The organism is Rhodosalinus sp., from assembly GCF_046542825.1.
GTDB lineage: Bacteria > Pseudomonadota > Alphaproteobacteria > Rhodobacterales > Rhodobacteraceae > Rhodosalinus.
In genome coordinates this window covers 1-15,860 of record NZ_JBKHAQ010000066.1, presented here as the reverse complement: position 1 = coordinate 15,860, position 15,860 = coordinate 1, and the positions used below count along the sequence as shown (strand labels likewise).

Annotated in this window: 17 protein-coding genes; 6 read left to right on the top strand and 11 right to left on the bottom strand. The window is 68.2% G+C overall.

All coding sequences use genetic code 11. The features are described 5' to 3' along the window. The 3 genes from ACLFOB_RS09835 to ACLFOB_RS09825 all read right to left on the bottom strand — a co-directional run. The coding region (locus tag ACLFOB_RS09835; RefSeq protein WP_410925964.1) for an aminopeptidase P family N-terminal domain-containing protein at positions 1–224 on the bottom strand (224 nt) is incomplete at its 3' end. A gap of 185 nt (positions 225–409) precedes the next feature. Further along, positions 410–1,807 carry an aspartate aminotransferase family protein gene (locus tag ACLFOB_RS09830; RefSeq protein ID WP_410925963.1) on the bottom strand — a complete coding sequence of 466 codons (1,398 nt, stop codon included), beginning with the start codon at positions 1,805–1,807 and terminating at the stop codon, positions 410–412. Positions 1,808–1,873: 66 nt separating this feature from the next. Beyond that, positions 1,874–2,539: a GntR family transcriptional regulator gene (locus ACLFOB_RS09825; RefSeq protein ID WP_410925966.1), complete on the bottom strand. Its 666-nt coding sequence runs from the start codon at positions 2,537–2,539 to the stop codon at positions 1,874–1,876. A gap of 161 nt (positions 2,540–2,700) precedes the next feature. On the opposite strand from ACLFOB_RS09825, the gene ACLFOB_RS09820 reads away from it, so the two are divergent. The 5 genes from ACLFOB_RS09820 to ACLFOB_RS09800 all read left to right on the top strand — a co-directional run bounded on the left by ACLFOB_RS09820 (position 2,701) and on the right by ACLFOB_RS09800 (position 8,152). Continuing rightward, entirely contained in the window at positions 2,701–3,786 is a 1,086-nt protein-coding gene (locus ACLFOB_RS09820; protein ID WP_410916869.1) for a polyamine ABC transporter substrate-binding protein, read from the top strand. Positions 3,787–3,873: 87 nt separating this feature from the next. Beyond that, complete coding sequence (locus ACLFOB_RS09815) at positions 3,874–5,022, top strand: ABC transporter ATP-binding protein (RefSeq protein ID WP_410925962.1); 1,149 nt, start codon at positions 3,874–3,876, stop codon at positions 5,020–5,022. Between the two features lie 4 nt (positions 5,023–5,026). Further along, positions 5,027–5,917 carry an ABC transporter permease subunit gene (locus ACLFOB_RS09810; protein ID WP_410916866.1) on the top strand — a complete coding sequence of 297 codons (891 nt, stop codon included), beginning with the start codon at positions 5,027–5,029 and terminating at the stop codon, positions 5,915–5,917. 88 nt (positions 5,918–6,005) lie between these two features. After that, a complete protein-coding gene (locus ACLFOB_RS09805; RefSeq protein ID WP_410916864.1) occupies positions 6,006–6,827 on the top strand; it encodes an ABC transporter permease subunit in 822 nt (273 codons plus the stop codon). Then, a complete protein-coding gene (locus ACLFOB_RS09800) occupies positions 6,824–8,152 on the top strand; it encodes an NAD(P)/FAD-dependent oxidoreductase (protein ID WP_410925961.1) in 1,329 nt (442 codons plus the stop codon). The genes ACLFOB_RS09805 and ACLFOB_RS09800 overlap by 4 nt, the downstream gene beginning before the upstream one ends. Before the next feature lie 37 nt (positions 8,153–8,189). Here ACLFOB_RS09800 and ACLFOB_RS09795 read toward each other — a convergent pair whose 3' ends face one another. Beyond that, positions 8,190–9,104 (bottom strand): DMT family transporter, encoded by a 915-nt coding sequence (locus ACLFOB_RS09795; RefSeq protein WP_410925960.1) that lies wholly within the window; start codon positions 9,102–9,104, stop codon positions 8,190–8,192. A gap of 202 nt (positions 9,105–9,306) precedes the next feature. On the opposite strand from ACLFOB_RS09795, the gene ACLFOB_RS09790 reads away from it, so the two are divergent. Then, positions 9,307–9,918, top strand: coding sequence for an outer membrane protein (locus ACLFOB_RS09790; protein ID WP_410917285.1), 612 nt, complete (start codon positions 9,307–9,309; stop codon positions 9,916–9,918). A gap of 55 nt (positions 9,919–9,973) precedes the next feature. Here ACLFOB_RS09790 and msrA read toward each other — a convergent pair whose 3' ends face one another. The 7 genes from msrA to ACLFOB_RS09755 form a co-directional block, all read right to left on the bottom strand. Then, a complete protein-coding gene (gene msrA, locus ACLFOB_RS09785) occupies positions 9,974–10,483 on the bottom strand; it encodes a peptide-methionine (S)-S-oxide reductase MsrA (protein ID WP_410917284.1) in 510 nt (169 codons plus the stop codon). Continuing rightward, positions 10,476–10,928 carry a peptide-methionine (R)-S-oxide reductase MsrB gene (gene msrB, locus ACLFOB_RS09780; RefSeq protein WP_410917283.1) on the bottom strand — a complete coding sequence of 151 codons (453 nt, stop codon included), beginning with the start codon at positions 10,926–10,928 and terminating at the stop codon, positions 10,476–10,478. The genes msrA and msrB overlap by 8 nt, the downstream gene beginning before the upstream one ends. A 52-nt stretch (positions 10,929–10,980) precedes the next feature. Beyond that, positions 10,981–12,018 (bottom strand): tRNA epoxyqueuosine(34) reductase QueG, encoded by a 1,038-nt coding sequence (queG, locus tag ACLFOB_RS09775; protein ID WP_410917282.1) that lies wholly within the window; start codon positions 12,016–12,018, stop codon positions 10,981–10,983. 76 nt (positions 12,019–12,094) lie between these two features. Continuing rightward, positions 12,095–12,760, bottom strand: coding sequence for a glutathione S-transferase family protein (locus ACLFOB_RS09770; RefSeq protein WP_410917281.1), 666 nt, complete (start codon positions 12,758–12,760; stop codon positions 12,095–12,097). 58 nt (positions 12,761–12,818) lie between these two features. Then, positions 12,819–13,601: a monofunctional biosynthetic peptidoglycan transglycosylase gene (gene mtgA, locus ACLFOB_RS09765; protein WP_410925965.1), complete on the bottom strand. Its 783-nt coding sequence runs from the start codon at positions 13,599–13,601 to the stop codon at positions 12,819–12,821. Between the two features lie 32 nt (positions 13,602–13,633). Then, complete coding sequence (locus ACLFOB_RS09760; protein ID WP_410917279.1) at positions 13,634–14,545, bottom strand: Hint domain-containing protein; 912 nt, start codon at positions 14,543–14,545, stop codon at positions 13,634–13,636. Positions 14,546–14,699: 154 nt separating this feature from the next. Further along, positions 14,700–15,860, bottom strand: a 1,161-nt coding sequence (locus tag ACLFOB_RS09755; RefSeq protein WP_410925959.1) for a glutamate synthase-related protein, incomplete at its 5' end; no start/stop codon positions are given.

Below are 15,860 nucleotides of genomic sequence, written 5' to 3'. Positions count from 1 at the left end.
TCGGCATCCATCGCGCGGCCCCACCAGTGGGGCGCGCTGTCCTTCGTCACGATCACGCCCTGGTGGACGTAGAAGGACCAGCCGTCGTAGCCCGTGAGCCACGCCATGTTCGACGGGTCGGAGACGACCACGGCGTCGAGCCCAGCCGCCTCCATGGCGATACGGGTGCGGTTGAGCCTGCGGTCGTATTCCGCGGGCGAAAAGGGCAGGTCCTTGCGAATCATCCACACCTCCGGGCCAGAGCCAGCAACCGGGCCATGGTGCCCCGGATGTGCACATCAGGGCACGTCCCCCAGCGACATGCGCCGTGCCGTTTTTTAGGAATACCCGGGATTTGTGACCTTCTTGCCTGTTTTTGCGGCAGCCCGCGGGGCGTTGTGCTCAACGCCCCGCCCGGAACGGCGCCTGTTCAGGCGGCGGCGCGCATCAGCCCCTGCGCCTCGATCTCTGCCATCGCCTCGTCGAGCGCCGTGCGCGCCCGGTCGATCAGCATGTCGATTTCCGCCTCCGTGATCACCAGCGGCGGCGAGATCACCATGCGGTCGCCCACATGGCGCATGACCAGATCGTTGGCGAAGCTGCGCTCGCGGCAGATCAGGCCCACGGTGCCGGGCTCGGAGGCGAACTTTGCGCGCCGCGCCTTGTCCGGCGTCAGCGCGAGCGAGGCCATCATGCCGCGGATGCTGACCTCTCCCACCAGCGGGTGGTCGGCCAGGCTTTCCCACTTCGCCTTCAGATAGGGCGCGGTGCGTTCGCGCACGCGGTCCACGATCTTCTCTTCCTCGAGCAGGCGCAGGTTTTCCAGCGCCACGGCGCAGGCGACCGGGTGGCCGGAATAGGTGTAGCCGTGGAAGAACTCGTCGCCCGAGATCGTCGCTGCCACCTCGTCGGAGACGATCGAACCGCCGATGGGCTGATAGCCCGAGGACAGCCCCTTGGCGATGGTCATGATGTCGGGCTCGATGCCGTAGCCCTGCGAGCCGAACCAGTCGCCCGTGCGGCCGAAGCCGCAGATCACCTCGTCGGCGATCAGCAGGATGCCGTATTCCTTCACGATGCGCCGGATCTCGGGCCAGTAGCTGTCGGGCGGCACGATCACGCCGCCTGCGCCCTGCACGGGTTCGGCGATGAAGGCGCCGACCTTGTCGGGGCCGATGTGCCGGATCGCCTCCTCCAGCTGGCGGGCGCGGGCGATGCCGAATTCCTCGGGCGACATCTCGCCGCCCTCGCCCCACCAGTAGGGCTGGTCGATGTGGTGGATGCCGGGGATCGGCAGGCCGCCCTGCGAGTGCATCGCCGCCATGCCGCCAAGGCTGGCGCTGCCCATCGACGAGCCGTGATAGCCGTTCCTGCGCGCGATGATGACTTGCCGCTCGGGCTGTCCCTTGCGTGCCCAGTAGTGCCGCACGAGCCGGATGTTGGTGTCGTTCGCCTCGGACCCGGAGGAGGCGAAGAAGACGTGGTTCAGATCCCCCGGCGCCAGTTCCGCGATCTTCGCGGAAAGCGCGATGGCCGGCACATGCGTCGTCTGGAAGAAGGTGTTGTAGTAAGGCAGTTCCTTCATCTGGCGCCAGGCCGCCTCGGCCAGTTCGTGCCGGCCGTAGCCGATGTTCACGCACCAAAGGCCCGCCATGCCGTCGAGGATGCGGTGCCCCTCGCTGTCCTTCAGCCAGACGCCCTCGGCCCCGGTGATGATGCGCACGCCCTTGTCGCGCAGCGCGCCGTGATCGGTGAAGGGATGCAGGTGATGCGCCGCGTCGAGCCGCTGCAGTTCTGCCGTGGGCATGTGATTGGTGATCGTGGTCATCGCGAAGCCTTTCGGTTGCGGGTGCCGCGGCGTGCGCGACGGTGCTGCGCGCAGGATATGATCAAATTATCCGGCGTCAATCGAATCGCCTGCGCCCTGCCGCAGAAGCGCCATGCCGTCGGCGACGTCGCGGCGCATCGCATCCGCGGCCGCGTCACCATCGCCCAGGCGCAGCGCCGCAAGCAGTTCCTTGTGCCGGTCGGGCATCCGCCCGGTGCCCGCCCGGCCGCAGACCACGCGCATCGAGGGGCCGAACCGCAGCCAGAGCCCGGCGGCCAGGCTTTCCAGCACGGGCGCCTCCGCCATCGCGTAAAGCCGCGCGTGAAAGCCGTGGTTGCGGCGCAGGTAGCCCGCCACGTCGCCGCCCGCGATGGCCGCGTCCAGCGCCGCGTCCTCGGTGGCCAGCGCATTCAGCGCCTGCGCCCCGGCCCGTGCCGCTGCGCGCCGGGCCAGTTCGGGTTCCAGCGCCAGCCGGGCGAAGAGCAGTTCCTCAACGTCGCTCGGCCGCAGAACGGGCACCGAGACGCGGCGGTTGCCGTGCGCCATCAGCGCCCCCTCGGCGATCAGGCGGCGGATCGCCTCGCGCACGGGCGTCACGCCCGCGCCCGTCGCGGCCACGAGCCCCTGGATCGTCACCGGTGCGCCCGGCGCCATCTCTCCGAACAGGACACGGTCGCGCAGGCCGCGATAGACCCTTTCGTGCGCGGGTGGCGGGGCACCGTCTGCCGCCATTGCGTGCAAGCTCGCGTCGTGCACCGGCTCTGCCCTCCCTCGCCGCTTGCACCGCACCGGACTGCGTGAAAACATCTCGACATGACCGGCTCGGCCGGTATTTGATCAAAAACACGCAAGCGGGGCAACCGACCCTGAACGTGCCCCAACGGGAGACCGACATGCTGAGAAAGATCATGACGACGACCGCCGCCCTTGCGCTGGGCGCGGGCGTGGCCGCCGCCGACGAGGTGCGCGTCTACAACTGGTCCGACTACATCGACGAAGATCTTCTGTCGAAGTTCGAGGAAGAGACAGGCATCGAGCTGACCTACGACGTGTTCGATTCCAACGAACTGCTGGAAACCAAGCTGCTGGCCGGCGGGTCGGGCTATGACGTGGTCGTGCCCTCGGGCACCTTCCTTGCCCGGCAGATCGAGGCCGGCGCCTTCCAGAAGCTCGACTACGACAAGCTGCCCAACGCCGAGCATCTCTGGGACACCATCCGCGAGCGGACCGAGACCTACGATCCGGGCCACGAGTATTCGGTCAACTACATGTGGGGCACGACCGGCATCGGCGTGAACGTGGACAAGGTGGAGGAGGTGCTGGGCGAGGATGCGCCGGTCAACTCGCTCGCGCTGATCTTCGAGCCGGAGAACATGGAGAAGCTCAGCGAGTGCGGCGTGCATTTCCTGGATGCACCGACCGAGCTGATCCCCGCGGCGCTTGCCTACCTGGGCGAGAACCCCGACAGCCACGACCCCGAGGTGATCGAAAGGGCCGCCGACGTGCTGCTGCCCGTGCGCCCCCATGTGCAGAAGTTCCACAGCTCGGAATACATCAACGCGCTGGCCAACGGGGACATCTGCGTGGCCTTCGGCTGGTCCGGCGACATCCTGCAGGCCGGCTGGCGCGCGGAAGAGGCCGAGAACGGCGTGACCATCGCCTACAACCCGCCGAAGGAAGGCGCGCTGATGTGGTTCGACCAGATGGCGATCCCGGCCGACGCGCCCAACCCCGAGGCGGCGCACGCCTTCATCAACTTCATCCTCGACCCGCAGAACATCGCGGCCGCCTCGAACTACGTCTACTATGCCAACGGCAACGAGACCTCGCAGCAGTATCTGCTCGATGACGTGCTGAACAATCCGGCGATCTACCCCGACGAGGACACGCTGGAGAACCTCTACACGACCACGTCCTACCCCGCCCCCGTGCAGCGCACGGTGACGCGGCTCTGGACCCGCATCAAGTCGGGCACCTGACCGACGGACCTGTCGGCCCGCGCGCTCCCCGCGCGGGCCGTTTCCCTGCCACGAGCCCGTTCCCCGCCACGAACCCGGAGTCCGTCGATGGCGCAACCCTCGCCGCAACAGGTGTTCGCCCCCTGGGATGATCCGAACGAAAAGCCGCTGATCGAATTCAGGAACGTCACCAAGCGCTTCGGCGACTTCACGGCGATCGACGATCTTTCGCTCTCGATCTTCCGGCGCGAATTCTTCGCGCTGCTGGGCCCCTCGGGCTGCGGCAAGACCACGCTGATGCGGATGCTCGCCGGCTTCGAGACACCCACCGAGGGCAGCATCCTGCTCGACGGGCACGACATCGCGCCCGTGCCGCCCAACAAGCGGGCGGTGAACATGATGTTCCAGTCCTATGCGCTCTTCCCGCACCTGAGCGTCTGGGAGAACATCGCCTTCGGGCTCAGGCGCGACCGGATGGAAAAGGACCGCCTCGCCCAGCGCGTGGACGAGATGCTGCGGCTCACGCGGCTGGAAAAGTTCGCGCGCCGCAAGCCGCACCAGATCTCTGGCGGCCAGCGCCAGCGCGTGGCGCTGGCCCGCAGCCTCGCCAAGGCGCCGAAGCTCTTGCTGCTGGACGAACCGCTGGGCGCGCTCGACAAGAAGCTGCGGCAGGACACCCAGTTCGAGCTGATGGACATCCAGGAAAAGACCGGCACCACCTTCGTCATCGTCACCCACGACCAGGAAGAGGCGATGACGGTGGCCAGCCGCGTCGCCGTGATGGACGAGGGCAGGCTGGTGCAGGTCGCAACGCCCGACGTGCTCTACGAAAGCCCCGTCACGGTCTATGTCGCCGACTTCATCGGCGAGGTGAACATCGTCGAGGGCCGCGCGACGCCGGTGCCCGAGGCGGGCGAGGGCCGCGTCGACGTCGACTGGGCCGAGGGGCAGCCGCCGTTGCACGGCACCACGCACCGCCGCTTCGAGAGGGGGCAGAAGACGTGGTTCGCGATCCGCCCCGAAAAGATCGCCATCACGCCCGAGCGCCCCGAGGGCGCCGCAAACGCGGTGAAGGGCCGCGTGCTCGACATCGCCTATCTCGGCAACATCTCGACCTATCACGTCGAACTGCCGACCGGCCATGTCATCAAGGCGCAGACCGCCAACACCCGGCGCATCGCGCGCCGCTCCTTCACCTGGCAGGACGAGGTCTGGCTGAGCTGGACCGCGACGGCCGGCGTCCTGCTGGAGAGCTGAGCCGATGCGCCGCCTCGTGCTGATCGCCGTCCCCTACGCCTGGCTGCTGGCGCTCTTCCTCGTCCCCTTCCTTATCGTGCTGAAGATCGCGCTGTCGGACTATGCGCTTTCGATCCCGCCCTACACGCCGACGCTGGACCTGAGCGAAGGTTGGCAGGGCCTGCGCGACTTCTTCGCCGCGCTCGATTTCGAGACTTTCGTCTTCCTCACCTCCGACGACCTCTACTGGAAGGCCTACCTGTCCTCGGTCTGGATCGCGCTCGTCTCGACCCTGATCGCGCTGCTGGTGGGCTACCCCATCGCCTACGGCATGGCGCGCGCCGCGCCCGAATGGCGGCCGACCCTGCTGATGCTGGTGATCCTGCCCTTCTGGACCAGCTTCCTGATCCGGGTCTATTCGTGGATCGGCATCCTGTCGGGCGAGGGATATCTCAACCAGATCCTGATGGGGTTCGGGCTGATCGACGCGCCGCTGCAGATCCTGAACACCAGCATCGCGGTCTACATCGGGATCGTCTACACCTACCTGCCCTTCATGATCCTGCCGATTTACGCGACGCTGGAAAAGATGGACGATTCGCTGCTCGAGGCGGCGGAGGATCTCGGCTGTTCGCGCATCTCGGCCTTCTGGCTCGTCACCATTCCACTGTCGAAGGCGGGCATCATCGCCGGCTGCTTCCTGGTCTTCATCCCGGCGATCGGAGAGTTCGTGATCCCCTCGCTCCTGGGCGGGTCAGAGACGCTGATGATCGGCAAGGTGCTGTGGGAAGAGTTCTTCAACAACCGCGACTGGCCCGTGGCCGCGGCGGTGGCGACGGTGCTGCTGCTGATCCTCGTCATTCCCATCGTGCTGTTCCAGCGCAACGAACAGAAGCAGCGGGAGGCGGAAGGATGAGCGCGGAGAAAGATTTTCGCCGAAAATCTTTCGGAGCGGACCCGTCCGAAGAATTTTCGATCGAAAATTCTTCGCGGAGGCGCGCCGCATGAAGCGCTTCTCCTGGTTCAACGCGACCTCGCTCACGCTGGGCTTCGCCTTTCTCTACCTGCCGATGATCATCCTGATCGTCTACAGCTTCAATGCATCGAAGCTGGTGACGGTCTGGGCGGGCTTCTCGACGCGCTGGTATGGCGAGTTGTTCCGCGACGAGGCGTTCCTCGACGCGGCCTGGGTCACGCTTCAGGTGGCCGTCGCCTCATCGACCGCCGCCACCGTGCTGGGCACGATGGCGGCCTACGTCATGGTGCGCGGCGGCCGATTCCTGGGCCGGACGCTGTTCTCGGGCATGATCTACGCGCCGCTCGTCATGCCGGAGGTGATCACCGGCCTCTCGCTCCTGCTGCTCTTCATCAACATCGGGCTCGACCGGGGGATTCTGACGATCATCCTGGCGCATACGACCTTCTCGATGTGCTACGTCTCGGTTGTCGTCTCCTCGCGGCTGGTGAGCTTCGATCGTTCGCTGGAGGAGGCGGCGCTCGATCTCGGCTGCTCGCCCTTCGAGGCGTTCCGTCTGGTCACGCTGCCGATCATCCTGCCGGCGGTGATCTCGGGCTGGCTGCTTGCCTTCACGCTGTCGCTCGACGATCTGGTGATCGCCAGCTTCACCGCCGGCCCCTCTGCCACGACGCTGCCGATCAAGATCTTCTCCTCGATCCGGCTGGGCGTGAGCCCCGAGATCAACGCGCTCTCGACCATTCTCATCGGGATCGTGGCCGTGGGCGTGATCACCGCCTCGCTGGTCACGAAACACGCCGCGGTCCGACAGGCGGAAGACGAGCGTCAGGCGATCCGCGCCCCGGCATGAGACGCATCGCCCGCCCCTATACCTACGGCCCCGAACCTGTCGCCCGTTGCTGGTGGGCGCAGACGGTCAAGACGCCGGTCTGGCCGCGGCCCGCGGGACAACTCACCGCCGACGTGGCGGTGATCGGCGGCGGCTTCACCGGCCTGTCCGCCGCCCTGCACCTGGCCGAGGCCGGCGAAGACGTCGCGCTTTGCGAGGCGGAGGCCCCGTTCTGGGGCGCCTCGGGGCGCAACGGCGGCTTCTGCTGCCTTGGCGGGGCAAAGGCCGACGATGCCGCGCTTGCCTGGCGCCACGGCGAGGACGGGCGCCGCGACTGGCACCGGACCGAGCGTGCGGCCGTTGAGTTCGCGGGCGGGCTGATCGACCGGCTGGGCCTCGACGTCGACCGTCATTCCGAGGGCGAGACGCTGCTGGCCCACCGCCCCTCGGACTGGGAGGCGATGCAGCGCGAGGCGGACGACTTCGAACGCGACCACGGCATGGCGCCCCGCCTGACGCCCTCGGCCGACCTGCCGGCCGAGGGCATGGCCGGCCCGTTCTTCGGCGCGCTCACCAAGCCCGTGGGCTTCGCGCTCAACCCGCGGAAATATGCCAGCGGGCTCGCGCGCGCCGCCGAGGACGCGGGCGCACGGCTCTACGCGCCCGCGCCGGTGCAGGGGCTGGCACGCGACAGCGACGGCTGGCGCCTCGACCTGTCCGGGGCCGCCCTGCAGGCGCGGCGCGTCATCGTCGCGACCAACGGCTATTCATCCGAGGATGTCCCGCGCTGGATGCGTGCGCGCTTCATGCCGGCCGCCTCCAACGTGATCGTGACCCGCCCCCTCACCGGCGCAGAGCTTCAGGCCGCCGGCTGGACCAGCGCACAGATGGCCTACGACACGCGGCAATTGCTGCATTACTTCCGCCTGATGCCGGACAACCGCTTTCTCTTCGGGATGCGCGGCGGGATCTTCGACAGGCCGCGCGAACGCGCGCGCCTTGCCCGTCAGATCCGCGCGGATTTCGAGGCGATGTTCCCCGCCTGGAAAGGGGTGGAGACCCCGTGGCTCTGGTCCGGCCTCGTCTGCCTGACCCGGCCGCTCACGCCATTCGTGGGCGCGGTGCCGGGCGAACCGGGGCTCTTCGCGGGCTTCGGCTATCACGGCAACGGCGTGGCCATGGGCAGCTACGCGGGCCGCCTGCTGGCCGATCTGGTGCGCGACCGCGCGCCAGAGACGATCTATCCCGCCGCCATGCGGGACGCGCCGGGGCGTTTCCCCCTGGGCCGGTTCCGTCGCGCGGCCCTCGTGCCCGCCTACGCGATGCGGGCGCGGGCCGACCGCTGAGCGAAGAGACCGCGACAGCGGTCGATGAGCGCGCCTGTCACCCGTGCGGCGTGAGACCGGCACGCGCCCGACCGCGCGCCATGCCGATCTGCCGCTCCCGCCAGAGGATCACCACGCCTGCGAGGATGATCAGCGCCGCGCCCGCCAGCATGGGCCAGGTGGGCACTTCCGCGAAGATGAAATAGCCGATGCCGAGTGCGAAGAGCATCGAGGCATAATCGAAGGGCGCCACGACCGAGGCGTCGGCATGCCTGTAGGCCGAGGTCAGGAAGATCTGCGCGACGCCACCCAGGAGCCCCGCCGCGATCAGCAGCCCGGCCTCCCACGGCGCGGGCCAGACCCAGCCGAAGGGCAGCGTCAGCAGGGAAAAGCCGGTCGCGGTCAGCGAGAAGTAGAAGACGACGGCCGACGTCTGCTCCGTCTGCACCATGCGGCGGATCTGGATCTGCGCCAGCGCCCGCAGCGCCGCAGAGGCCAGCGCCAGCACTGCGCCCAGCACGGCAAGATCGGTCAGGTCGCCCAGCGACAGTTTCGGCCAGAGGATCACCAGCACCCCGGCAAGACCGATCCCCACCGCCGTCAGCCGGAAGAGGCGCAGCCGCTCGCCCAGCATCGCGGCCGCGAAGAGCACGGTCATAAGGGGCGCGGCATAGCCGATCGCCGTCACCTCGGGCAGCGGCAGCATCCCCAGCGCGGCAAAACCACATCCCATCGCCGCCGTGCCGATCAGACCGCGCCAGACATGGGCGAGCCGGCTTTGCACGCGAAAGCCCGTGGCCAGATCGCCGCGCAGAGACAGCCAGCCCACGATGATCGGCAGCGCAAAGACCGAGCGGAAGAACACCGCCTGCCCCGGCGGCACATGCGGCGCCGTCGCCTTGATCATCGAGGCCATCACGATGAAGAGCAGCACCGCCACCAGCTTGTATGCGATCCCGAGGCCCGGCTGCATGCATCCCTCCCTGCCGGCAGCGACAGTCGCGCCACCGATGGCAGAGTGCAACCGGCGATTCCCCGCCGATGCGGCGGCAGAGCCTCGCCATCGTGAATCACATCGCCGTGCGCCCGGGATGAAACCCGGACGGATCGATTCTATTTGAATGGGCGTGGACAGCCAGCTATGCGCCGCATGAACGGCAATGAGAGGAACAACGATGAAATACGGGACATTCGACATTTTGCGCGGTGGTGTCGCGGCGGCGGCACTGGGCATTCTCGTTCCCGCCGGTGCACTTGCCGCCGGTCTGGACGAGACGCCGGCGGAGCCGGTGGTGACATCGCCCGCACCCCCGGCCGCCCCGGCCGGGGTTGACTGGACGGGCTTCTATGGCGGTGCCCAGCTGGGCTTTGCCGATGTCGAGGCCGACGGCGGCCTTGACGGCGATGGCGCCATCGGCGGCCTGACGCTTGGTTACGATTACGATTTCGGCGGCTACGTTGTGGGCGGCGCGCTCGACTACGATTTCGCCGACATCGACGTTGACGGCGCAGCGACCCTGGAAAGCGTGGCCCGCGTCAAGGTGCGCGCCGGCGCCAAGGTGGCCGGCTCGGGGCTTCTTTACGCCACCGGCGGCGGGGCGCAGGCCGATGCCGATGCGCTCGGCACCGACACGGGCTATTTCCTGGGTGGCGGCTACGAACAGATGGTCACCGACACCTTCTCCGTCGGCGCCGAAGCCCTGTGGCACGAGTTCGACGATTTCGACGACACGGGCGTCGACGTCAACGCGACCACGATTCAGCTCCGCGGCACCTTCCGCTTCTGAGGCGGTCACGCTTGCAAAGCCGAAGAAGCGCCGGAGCCCCGCTCCGGCGCTTCCTTCATTCCGCCGCGTCGCGGCGCGGCAGCACCCAGTTCCTGCGCGGAAAATGGCAGGTGTAGCCGCCGGGATACCGCTGCAGGTAATCCTGGTGCTCGGGTTCCGCCTCCCAGAAGTCGCCCACCGGCTCCACCTCGGTCACCACCGGCCCCGGCCAGAGACCCGAGGCCTCGACATCCGCGATGGTGTCCTCCGCCACGCGCCGCTGCTCGTCGTCCACGTAGTAGATCGCCGAGCGATAGGACATCCCGATGTCGTTGCCCTGCCGGTTCTTCGTCGTCGGGTCGTGGATCTGGAAGAAGTATTCCAGGATCCGCCGGTAGCTGATCTGGTCGGGGTCGAAGATGATCTCGATCCCTTCGGCATGGGTGCCGTGATTGCGATAGGTGGCGTTCGGCACGTCGCCGCCGGTGTAGCCCACCCGCGTGCGGATGACGCCGGGCAGCTTGCGGATCAGGTCCTGCATGCCCCAGAAGCAGCCGCCTGCAAGGACTGCGCGTTCCTCAGCCATGTTCGGTCTCCACGAATGTCAGATAGTCCCCATATCCCTCGGCCTTCATGTCGTCGCGGTGGACGAACCGCAGCGCCGCGGAGTTGATGCAGTAGCGCAAGCCCCCTTGGTCGCGCGGCCCGTCGGGAAAGACGTGGCCAAGGTGGCTGTCGCCATGCGCCGAGCGCACCTCGGTGCGCACCATCCCTAGGCTCCGGTCCTCGATCTCGCGCACATGCGCGGGCTCGATCGGCCGCACGAAGCTGGGCCAGCCCGAGCCGCTGTCGTATTTGTCCACCGAGGCGAAGAGCGGCTCGCCCGAGACGACGTCGACGTAGATGCCGGGCTCCTTGTTGTGCAGCAGCGCCCCCGTTCCGGGCCGCTCGGTGCCATCCTGCTGCGTCACGTAGTATTGCTGTTCGTCCAGCGCGGCCACCGCCTCGGGCCGCTTCTCCCATTTGCTCATGCGCATTCTCTCCCGTCGGTCCTTGATCAAAGATGGCACGCCTGCATGAAAATCAAACCCCCTGCAGCCGCGTGACGGCCCAGCGCGCGGCATCGGCCACCGCCGGATCGGGATCGCCCGTCAGCCCCTGCGCCACCGGCCGCAACTCCGCCATCCCCGAGTTGCCGATCGCATAGAGCACGTTGCGCACGAATCGGTCGCGCCCGATCCGCTTGATCGGGCTGCCGGAGAACATCGCGCGAAAGCCCGCGTCGTCCAGCTGCGCGAGCTGCGCCAGCTGCGGCGCCTCCAGCTCGTCCCGCGCCGCAAGCTTCGCCTCCCGCGCCTCGACCGCGAACTTGTTCCAGGGACAGACGGCCAGACAGTCGTCGCAGCCATAGATCCGGTTGCCCAGGAGCGGCCGCAGCGCCTCGTCCACCGGCCCCCTGTGCTCGATCGTCAGGTATGAAATGCACCGCCGCGCATCCAGCTGAAAGGGGGCCGGAAAGGCGTCCGTCGGGCAGATGTCGAGGCACTTGCGGCAGCTGCCGCAATGCGCCTCTCCGGGGGCGTCCGGCTCCAGCTCCAGCGTGGTGAAGATCGCGCCAAGGAAGATCCAGTTTCCCAGCTCGCGCGACAGCAGGTTGGTATGCTTGCCCTGCCAGCCCAGCCCCGCCGCCTGCGCCAGCGGCTTCTCCATCACCGGCGCGGTGTCGACGAAGACCTTCACCTCGCCGCCCGCCGCCGCGATCAGCCAGCGCGCCACGCGCTTCAGCCGTTTCTTGATCAGGTCGTGATAGTCGCCCCCGCGCGCATAGACGCTGATCGTGCCCAGCTCCGGCTCCGAAAGCGTCGCCATCGGATCGCTCTCCGGCGTGTAGCTCATGGCGAGCATGATCACCGAGCGCGCCTCGGGCCAGAGCGCCGCGGGGTCCGCCCGCCACTGCGCGCGCTCCGCCATCCAGCCCATCTGCCCATGGTATTCCGCCTCCAGAAAGGCAGCAAGCCGCGCGGGCAGCTCCGGCACCGCGTCCGGCCGGCACACGCCCATGGCGTCAAAGCCCGCCGCGCGGGCCTCCTCGGAAAGCCGGTCCTTCAGATCGCGTCCCATGCTTCCTCTTGCGGAAAATACCCCGGGGGGAGTCGGCCGCAGGCCGACGGGGGGCAGCGCCCCCCCTCTTGCGGCCTCAGAAATCGAGATCCGCGTAATGGACGGGCGGCGGGAACCCCGGCACCTGGTCGGTCAGGATACCGCGAAACGCCGGCCGCGACTTGATCTTGGCGTACCAGTCCTTGACCACCTCCGAACGGTGCCAGTCCACGTCGGAGATGTAGTCGAGCGCCGACAGATGCGCGGCGGCGGCGAAATCGGCCAGCGTCATCGCGTCGCCGGCCAGCCAGCGCCGATGGTCGAGCAGGTGATGCATGTAGTCGAGGTGGAACTTGATGCGCTGGGCGCCGGACTTGACGTTGCGGCTATCGGGATAGCCCTGCTTCATCACCTTCTTGTTCACGCGCTCGTAAAGCAGCTTCGAGGTCACCTCGTCGTGGAACTTGTCGTCGAACCAGCCGACAAGGCGGCGCACCTCGGCGCGCGCCGCCGGGCTCTTCGGCATCAGCGGCGGGTCCGGAATCGTCTCGTCGAGATACTCGCAGATCGCCGCGCTCTCGGTCAGCGTCAGCCCGTCGATCCGGAGCACCGGCACCTTGGCGGCGGGGTTGCGGCGCAGGAAATCGGGATCCTGCTCCCAGTAGCGTTCCTCGACCAGTTCCACCTCGATCCGCTTCTCCGCAAGCGTCAGGCGCACCTTGCGGCAGAAGGGCGAGAGGGGGACATGATAGAGGCGCGCCATGCGGGGGCAGACTCCTTGAGCGAGAGTGCGACAGACTTGCCCTGCCCGGACGGGTTTTTCAATCCTTGCGCACCGCGAAGCAGTCCGCGCGCCCGTCGCGGTCGATGGTGGCGGCGCCGTCCATGATGGATGCGGCGCGGCGGCGCACGAAACCCGACGACTCGGACGCGGAGCGCGTCTTGGGCGAGGGCAGCACCGCGGCGAGCCGAGCGGCCTGCACCGCCGAAAGCTCGGCTGCCGTGACGCCGAAGTGGTGCCGCGCCGCCGCTTCCACGCCGAACACGCCCTCGTCGAACTCGGCCACGTTGAGATAGACCTCGAGGATGCGCCGCTTGGGCCAGGCGGCCTCGACCAGGGGCGTGATCCCGGCCTCCAGCGCCTTTCGCCCCCAGCTGCGCCCGTGCCAGAGATAGACGTTCTTGACCACCTGCTGGCTGATCGTGGAAGCGCCGCGCTGCCCGCCGTCCTCGAGCGACGCGCGGATCGCGTCGAGGTCGAAGCCCCAGTGGCGGCAGAAGTTCGCGTCCTCCGCCGCGACCGCCGAACGCGCCATGACGGGCGCGATCCGCTCCATCGGCACCCAGTCCTGCGTCACGCCGCCCAGGCGGCGGGATTCGCCCATCATGTAGGGCGTGGTCGGCGGATCGAAGAGGCGGTAGGCGAGAACGGCGAGGATCCCGAGCCCCAGCGCAAGGATCGCGGCGCGGCGCAGGAGGCGCCAGAGCAACCCCGGAACGCTTCCGACGGCTCGAAAGAAGCGGGCCCCGCGCGTGCGCGGCGCATCGCGCCTGTCGGCGGGAAGCTGGGGGGGGTCGCGGCGGGCCATCCTGCCGCTCGACATAGCAGAGCCCTTGGTGCTCGCCATCCCCGGTCTCAGGCGACGAGGCGCGCCTCGTGCGCGCGCAACACCCGCCGCGCGGCGGGCGGTGGGACATCCGGATCCTGCAGCGACGGAAAGAACCGGCGCAATTCCGCCTGCGCGCCCCGATCAGCCCGCGCCATCAGCGCCGGCGCCGGATAGCAGCTTTCGGAGGGTATGCCGTCGGCCGTGACGATCTCGTGCCGATCGAAGATCAGGTGAATGTAGTCCACCGCGCCGCCGGTGCGCAGGCGGATGCGGCGCCCGTCCAGCAGGTGCAGGGCCGGAACCAGCACCTCTGCCTCTCCGAACAGAAGCTCCGCCCGCCAGCCCGTCAGCAGCATTCGATGTCGTTGCGAGACCTCGAAGGCGCGGTCGTTGCCCAGCACGCCCCGCGCGAAGCGGACCGGGGCAGCAGCACCCGCCGCGACGAAGCGGGCGCGCGCCACCTGGCGCAGAGGGCGGGCCCCGTGATCGCGGGTCGACACAAGGTCGCCGGGCGACAGCCGGTCAACCGGGCAACGCCCGCCCGGCACGTCGATCAGCGTGCCGGGCGTGAAGCAGACCGGACCCAGGTCGTCAACGAGAAGCGGCCCCTGCGCGTTCACGAAGGTGGACGCGACGAAGGTGCCGTTCTCCAGCACCTGCCCGTCCGTCGGGGTGAACACCCTGCCACCATTGGCAAGGTAGAAAGTGGTTCCGGTGTAGGTCACGTTGCCGGTGCCCGGCACGTCGATGGTGACCGTGTCGCCCGGCCAGGAGTTCACCACGTCCACGCCGCCCACGCTGTCGCCGTTGAACCGGTCGATGTCGCCATCGTCGTTCCGGTCGACAAGGTCGAGGCTGACGAAACTCGCCGCCGCGCCCGCGGGGGGCGGATTGGCGGGATCGAAGGCATAGAACTGGTCGTTGTAGGTCGTGGGCACGGAAAGGCCCCCGCTGCATCGGAAACGTCGCCGACACTGAACCCGCAATTGGTTACGGGCGCGCCAACATAGGCGCATTTCCCGGGCAAAACATGGCAAAACAATGGCAGCGACGCCTCATGGCGCCGCCGCCCTGCACAGGTGTTGCGCCGTGTCACTCCGCGGGGATCGCCGTGTCCTCGATCCCGAGCGGATGGTCGAGCTTGTCCAGCATCTCCTTCGGGCAGACCTGAACGAAATTGCCGCGCTCGATGTCCCAATGCTGCAGGATGTCGGCGGCGCGGCGCGAGTTCGTCTCGGCCAGATGCCGCTCGACCAGCCCCTTGAGCTGCGCTTCCCAGTGCTCGACCGTGACCGGGCAGGTCACGAGGCTTTCCATGTTGATGAGCGGGCCCGCCTTTCCCTCCGGGTCGTAGAGGTAGGCCATGCCGCCGGTCATCCCGGCGCCGAAGTTGGCCCCGATCTCTCCCAGCAGGACGGCCACGCCGCCGGTCATGTATTCGCAGCCGTTCGAGCCGCAGCCCTCGACCACAACATGCGCGCCGGAGTTCCTGACCGCGAAGCGTTCGCCTGCGCGGCCCGCGGCAAAGAGATAGCCCGCGGTCGCGCCGTAGAGCACCGTGTTGCCGATGATCGTGTTCTCCGAGGCGATCAGCGGGCTCTCCATCGGCGGGCGCACGACGATGGTGCCGCCCGACAGGCCCTTGCCCACATAGTCGTTGGCATCGCCCGAGACCTCCAGCTTCAGCCCAGGCGCGGCGAAGGCGCCCAGCGACTGGCCCGCGCTGCCGCGCAGCTTCACCGTCAGGTGGTCGGGCTGCAGCGCGTTGCGCATCCCGAAGCGGCGCACGATGTGGCTGCTGACGCGGGTGCCCACGGTGCGGTGCGTGTTCTGCACGGCATAGGAGAGCTGCATCTTCTCGCCGTCCTCGAGGAACCGCGCGGCGTCGCGCACGATCTCTGCATCCAGCGTCTCGTCCACCTCCTGCCGGGGCTTGTTGCGGTCGTACCGGATGTCCGCCGCGCCGTCGACGGTCAGCAGCAGCGGGTTGAGGTCCAGATCGTCCAGATGCGAAGAGCCGCGGCTGACCTGCGTCAGCAGATCGGCCCGCCCGATCACCTCGTCGAGGCTGCGCGCGCCGATCTCGGCCAGCACCTCACGCACCTCCTGCGCGTAGAAGGTGATCAGGTTCACCACCTTGTCGGCATTGCCGGTGAACTTCGCGCGCAGGGACTCGTCCTGCGTGCAGACGCCGACCGGGCAGGTGTTGGACTGGCACTGGCGCACCATGATGCAGCCCATGGCGATCAGCGC

Bases quoted from the DNA above. Each gene is read 5' to 3' on its own strand.
- msrA (WP_410917284.1), bottom strand. From the start codon at position 10,483: ATGGCTGAGGAACGCGCAGTCCTTGCAGGCGGCTGCTTCTGGGGCATG.
- ACLFOB_RS09800 (WP_410925961.1), top strand. From the start codon at position 6,824: ATGAGACGCATCGCCCGCCCCTATACCTACGGCCCCGAACCTGTCGCC.
- ACLFOB_RS09825 (WP_410925966.1), bottom strand. From the start codon at position 2,539: ATGGCGGCAGACGGTGCCCCGCCACCCGCGCACGAAAGGGTCTATCGC.
- queG (WP_410917282.1), bottom strand. From the start codon at position 12,018: ATGGGACGCGATCTGAAGGACCGGCTTTCCGAGGAGGCCCGCGCGGCG.
- ACLFOB_RS09815 (WP_410925962.1), top strand. From the start codon at position 3,874: ATGGCGCAACCCTCGCCGCAACAGGTGTTCGCCCCCTGGGATGATCCG.
- ACLFOB_RS09795 (WP_410925960.1), bottom strand. From the start codon at position 9,104: ATGCAGCCGGGCCTCGGGATCGCATACAAGCTGGTGGCGGTGCTGCTC.
- mtgA (WP_410925965.1), bottom strand. From the start codon at position 13,601: ATGTCGAGCGGCAGGATGGCCCGCCGCGACCCCCCCCAGCTTCCCGCC.
- ACLFOB_RS09820 (WP_410916869.1), top strand. From the start codon at position 2,701: ATGCTGAGAAAGATCATGACGACGACCGCCGCCCTTGCGCTGGGCGCG.
- ACLFOB_RS09790 (WP_410917285.1), top strand. From the start codon at position 9,307: ATGAAATACGGGACATTCGACATTTTGCGCGGTGGTGTCGCGGCGGCG.
- ACLFOB_RS09805 (WP_410916864.1), top strand. From the start codon at position 6,006: ATGAAGCGCTTCTCCTGGTTCAACGCGACCTCGCTCACGCTGGGCTTC.
- msrB (WP_410917283.1), bottom strand. From the start codon at position 10,928: ATGAGCAAATGGGAGAAGCGGCCCGAGGCGGTGGCCGCGCTGGACGAA.
- ACLFOB_RS09810 (WP_410916866.1), top strand. From the start codon at position 5,027: ATGCGCCGCCTCGTGCTGATCGCCGTCCCCTACGCCTGGCTGCTGGCG.
- ACLFOB_RS09830 (WP_410925963.1), bottom strand. From the start codon at position 1,807: ATGACCACGATCACCAATCACATGCCCACGGCAGAACTGCAGCGGCTC.
- ACLFOB_RS09770 (WP_410917281.1), bottom strand. From the start codon at position 12,760: ATGGCGCGCCTCTATCATGTCCCCCTCTCGCCCTTCTGCCGCAAGGTG.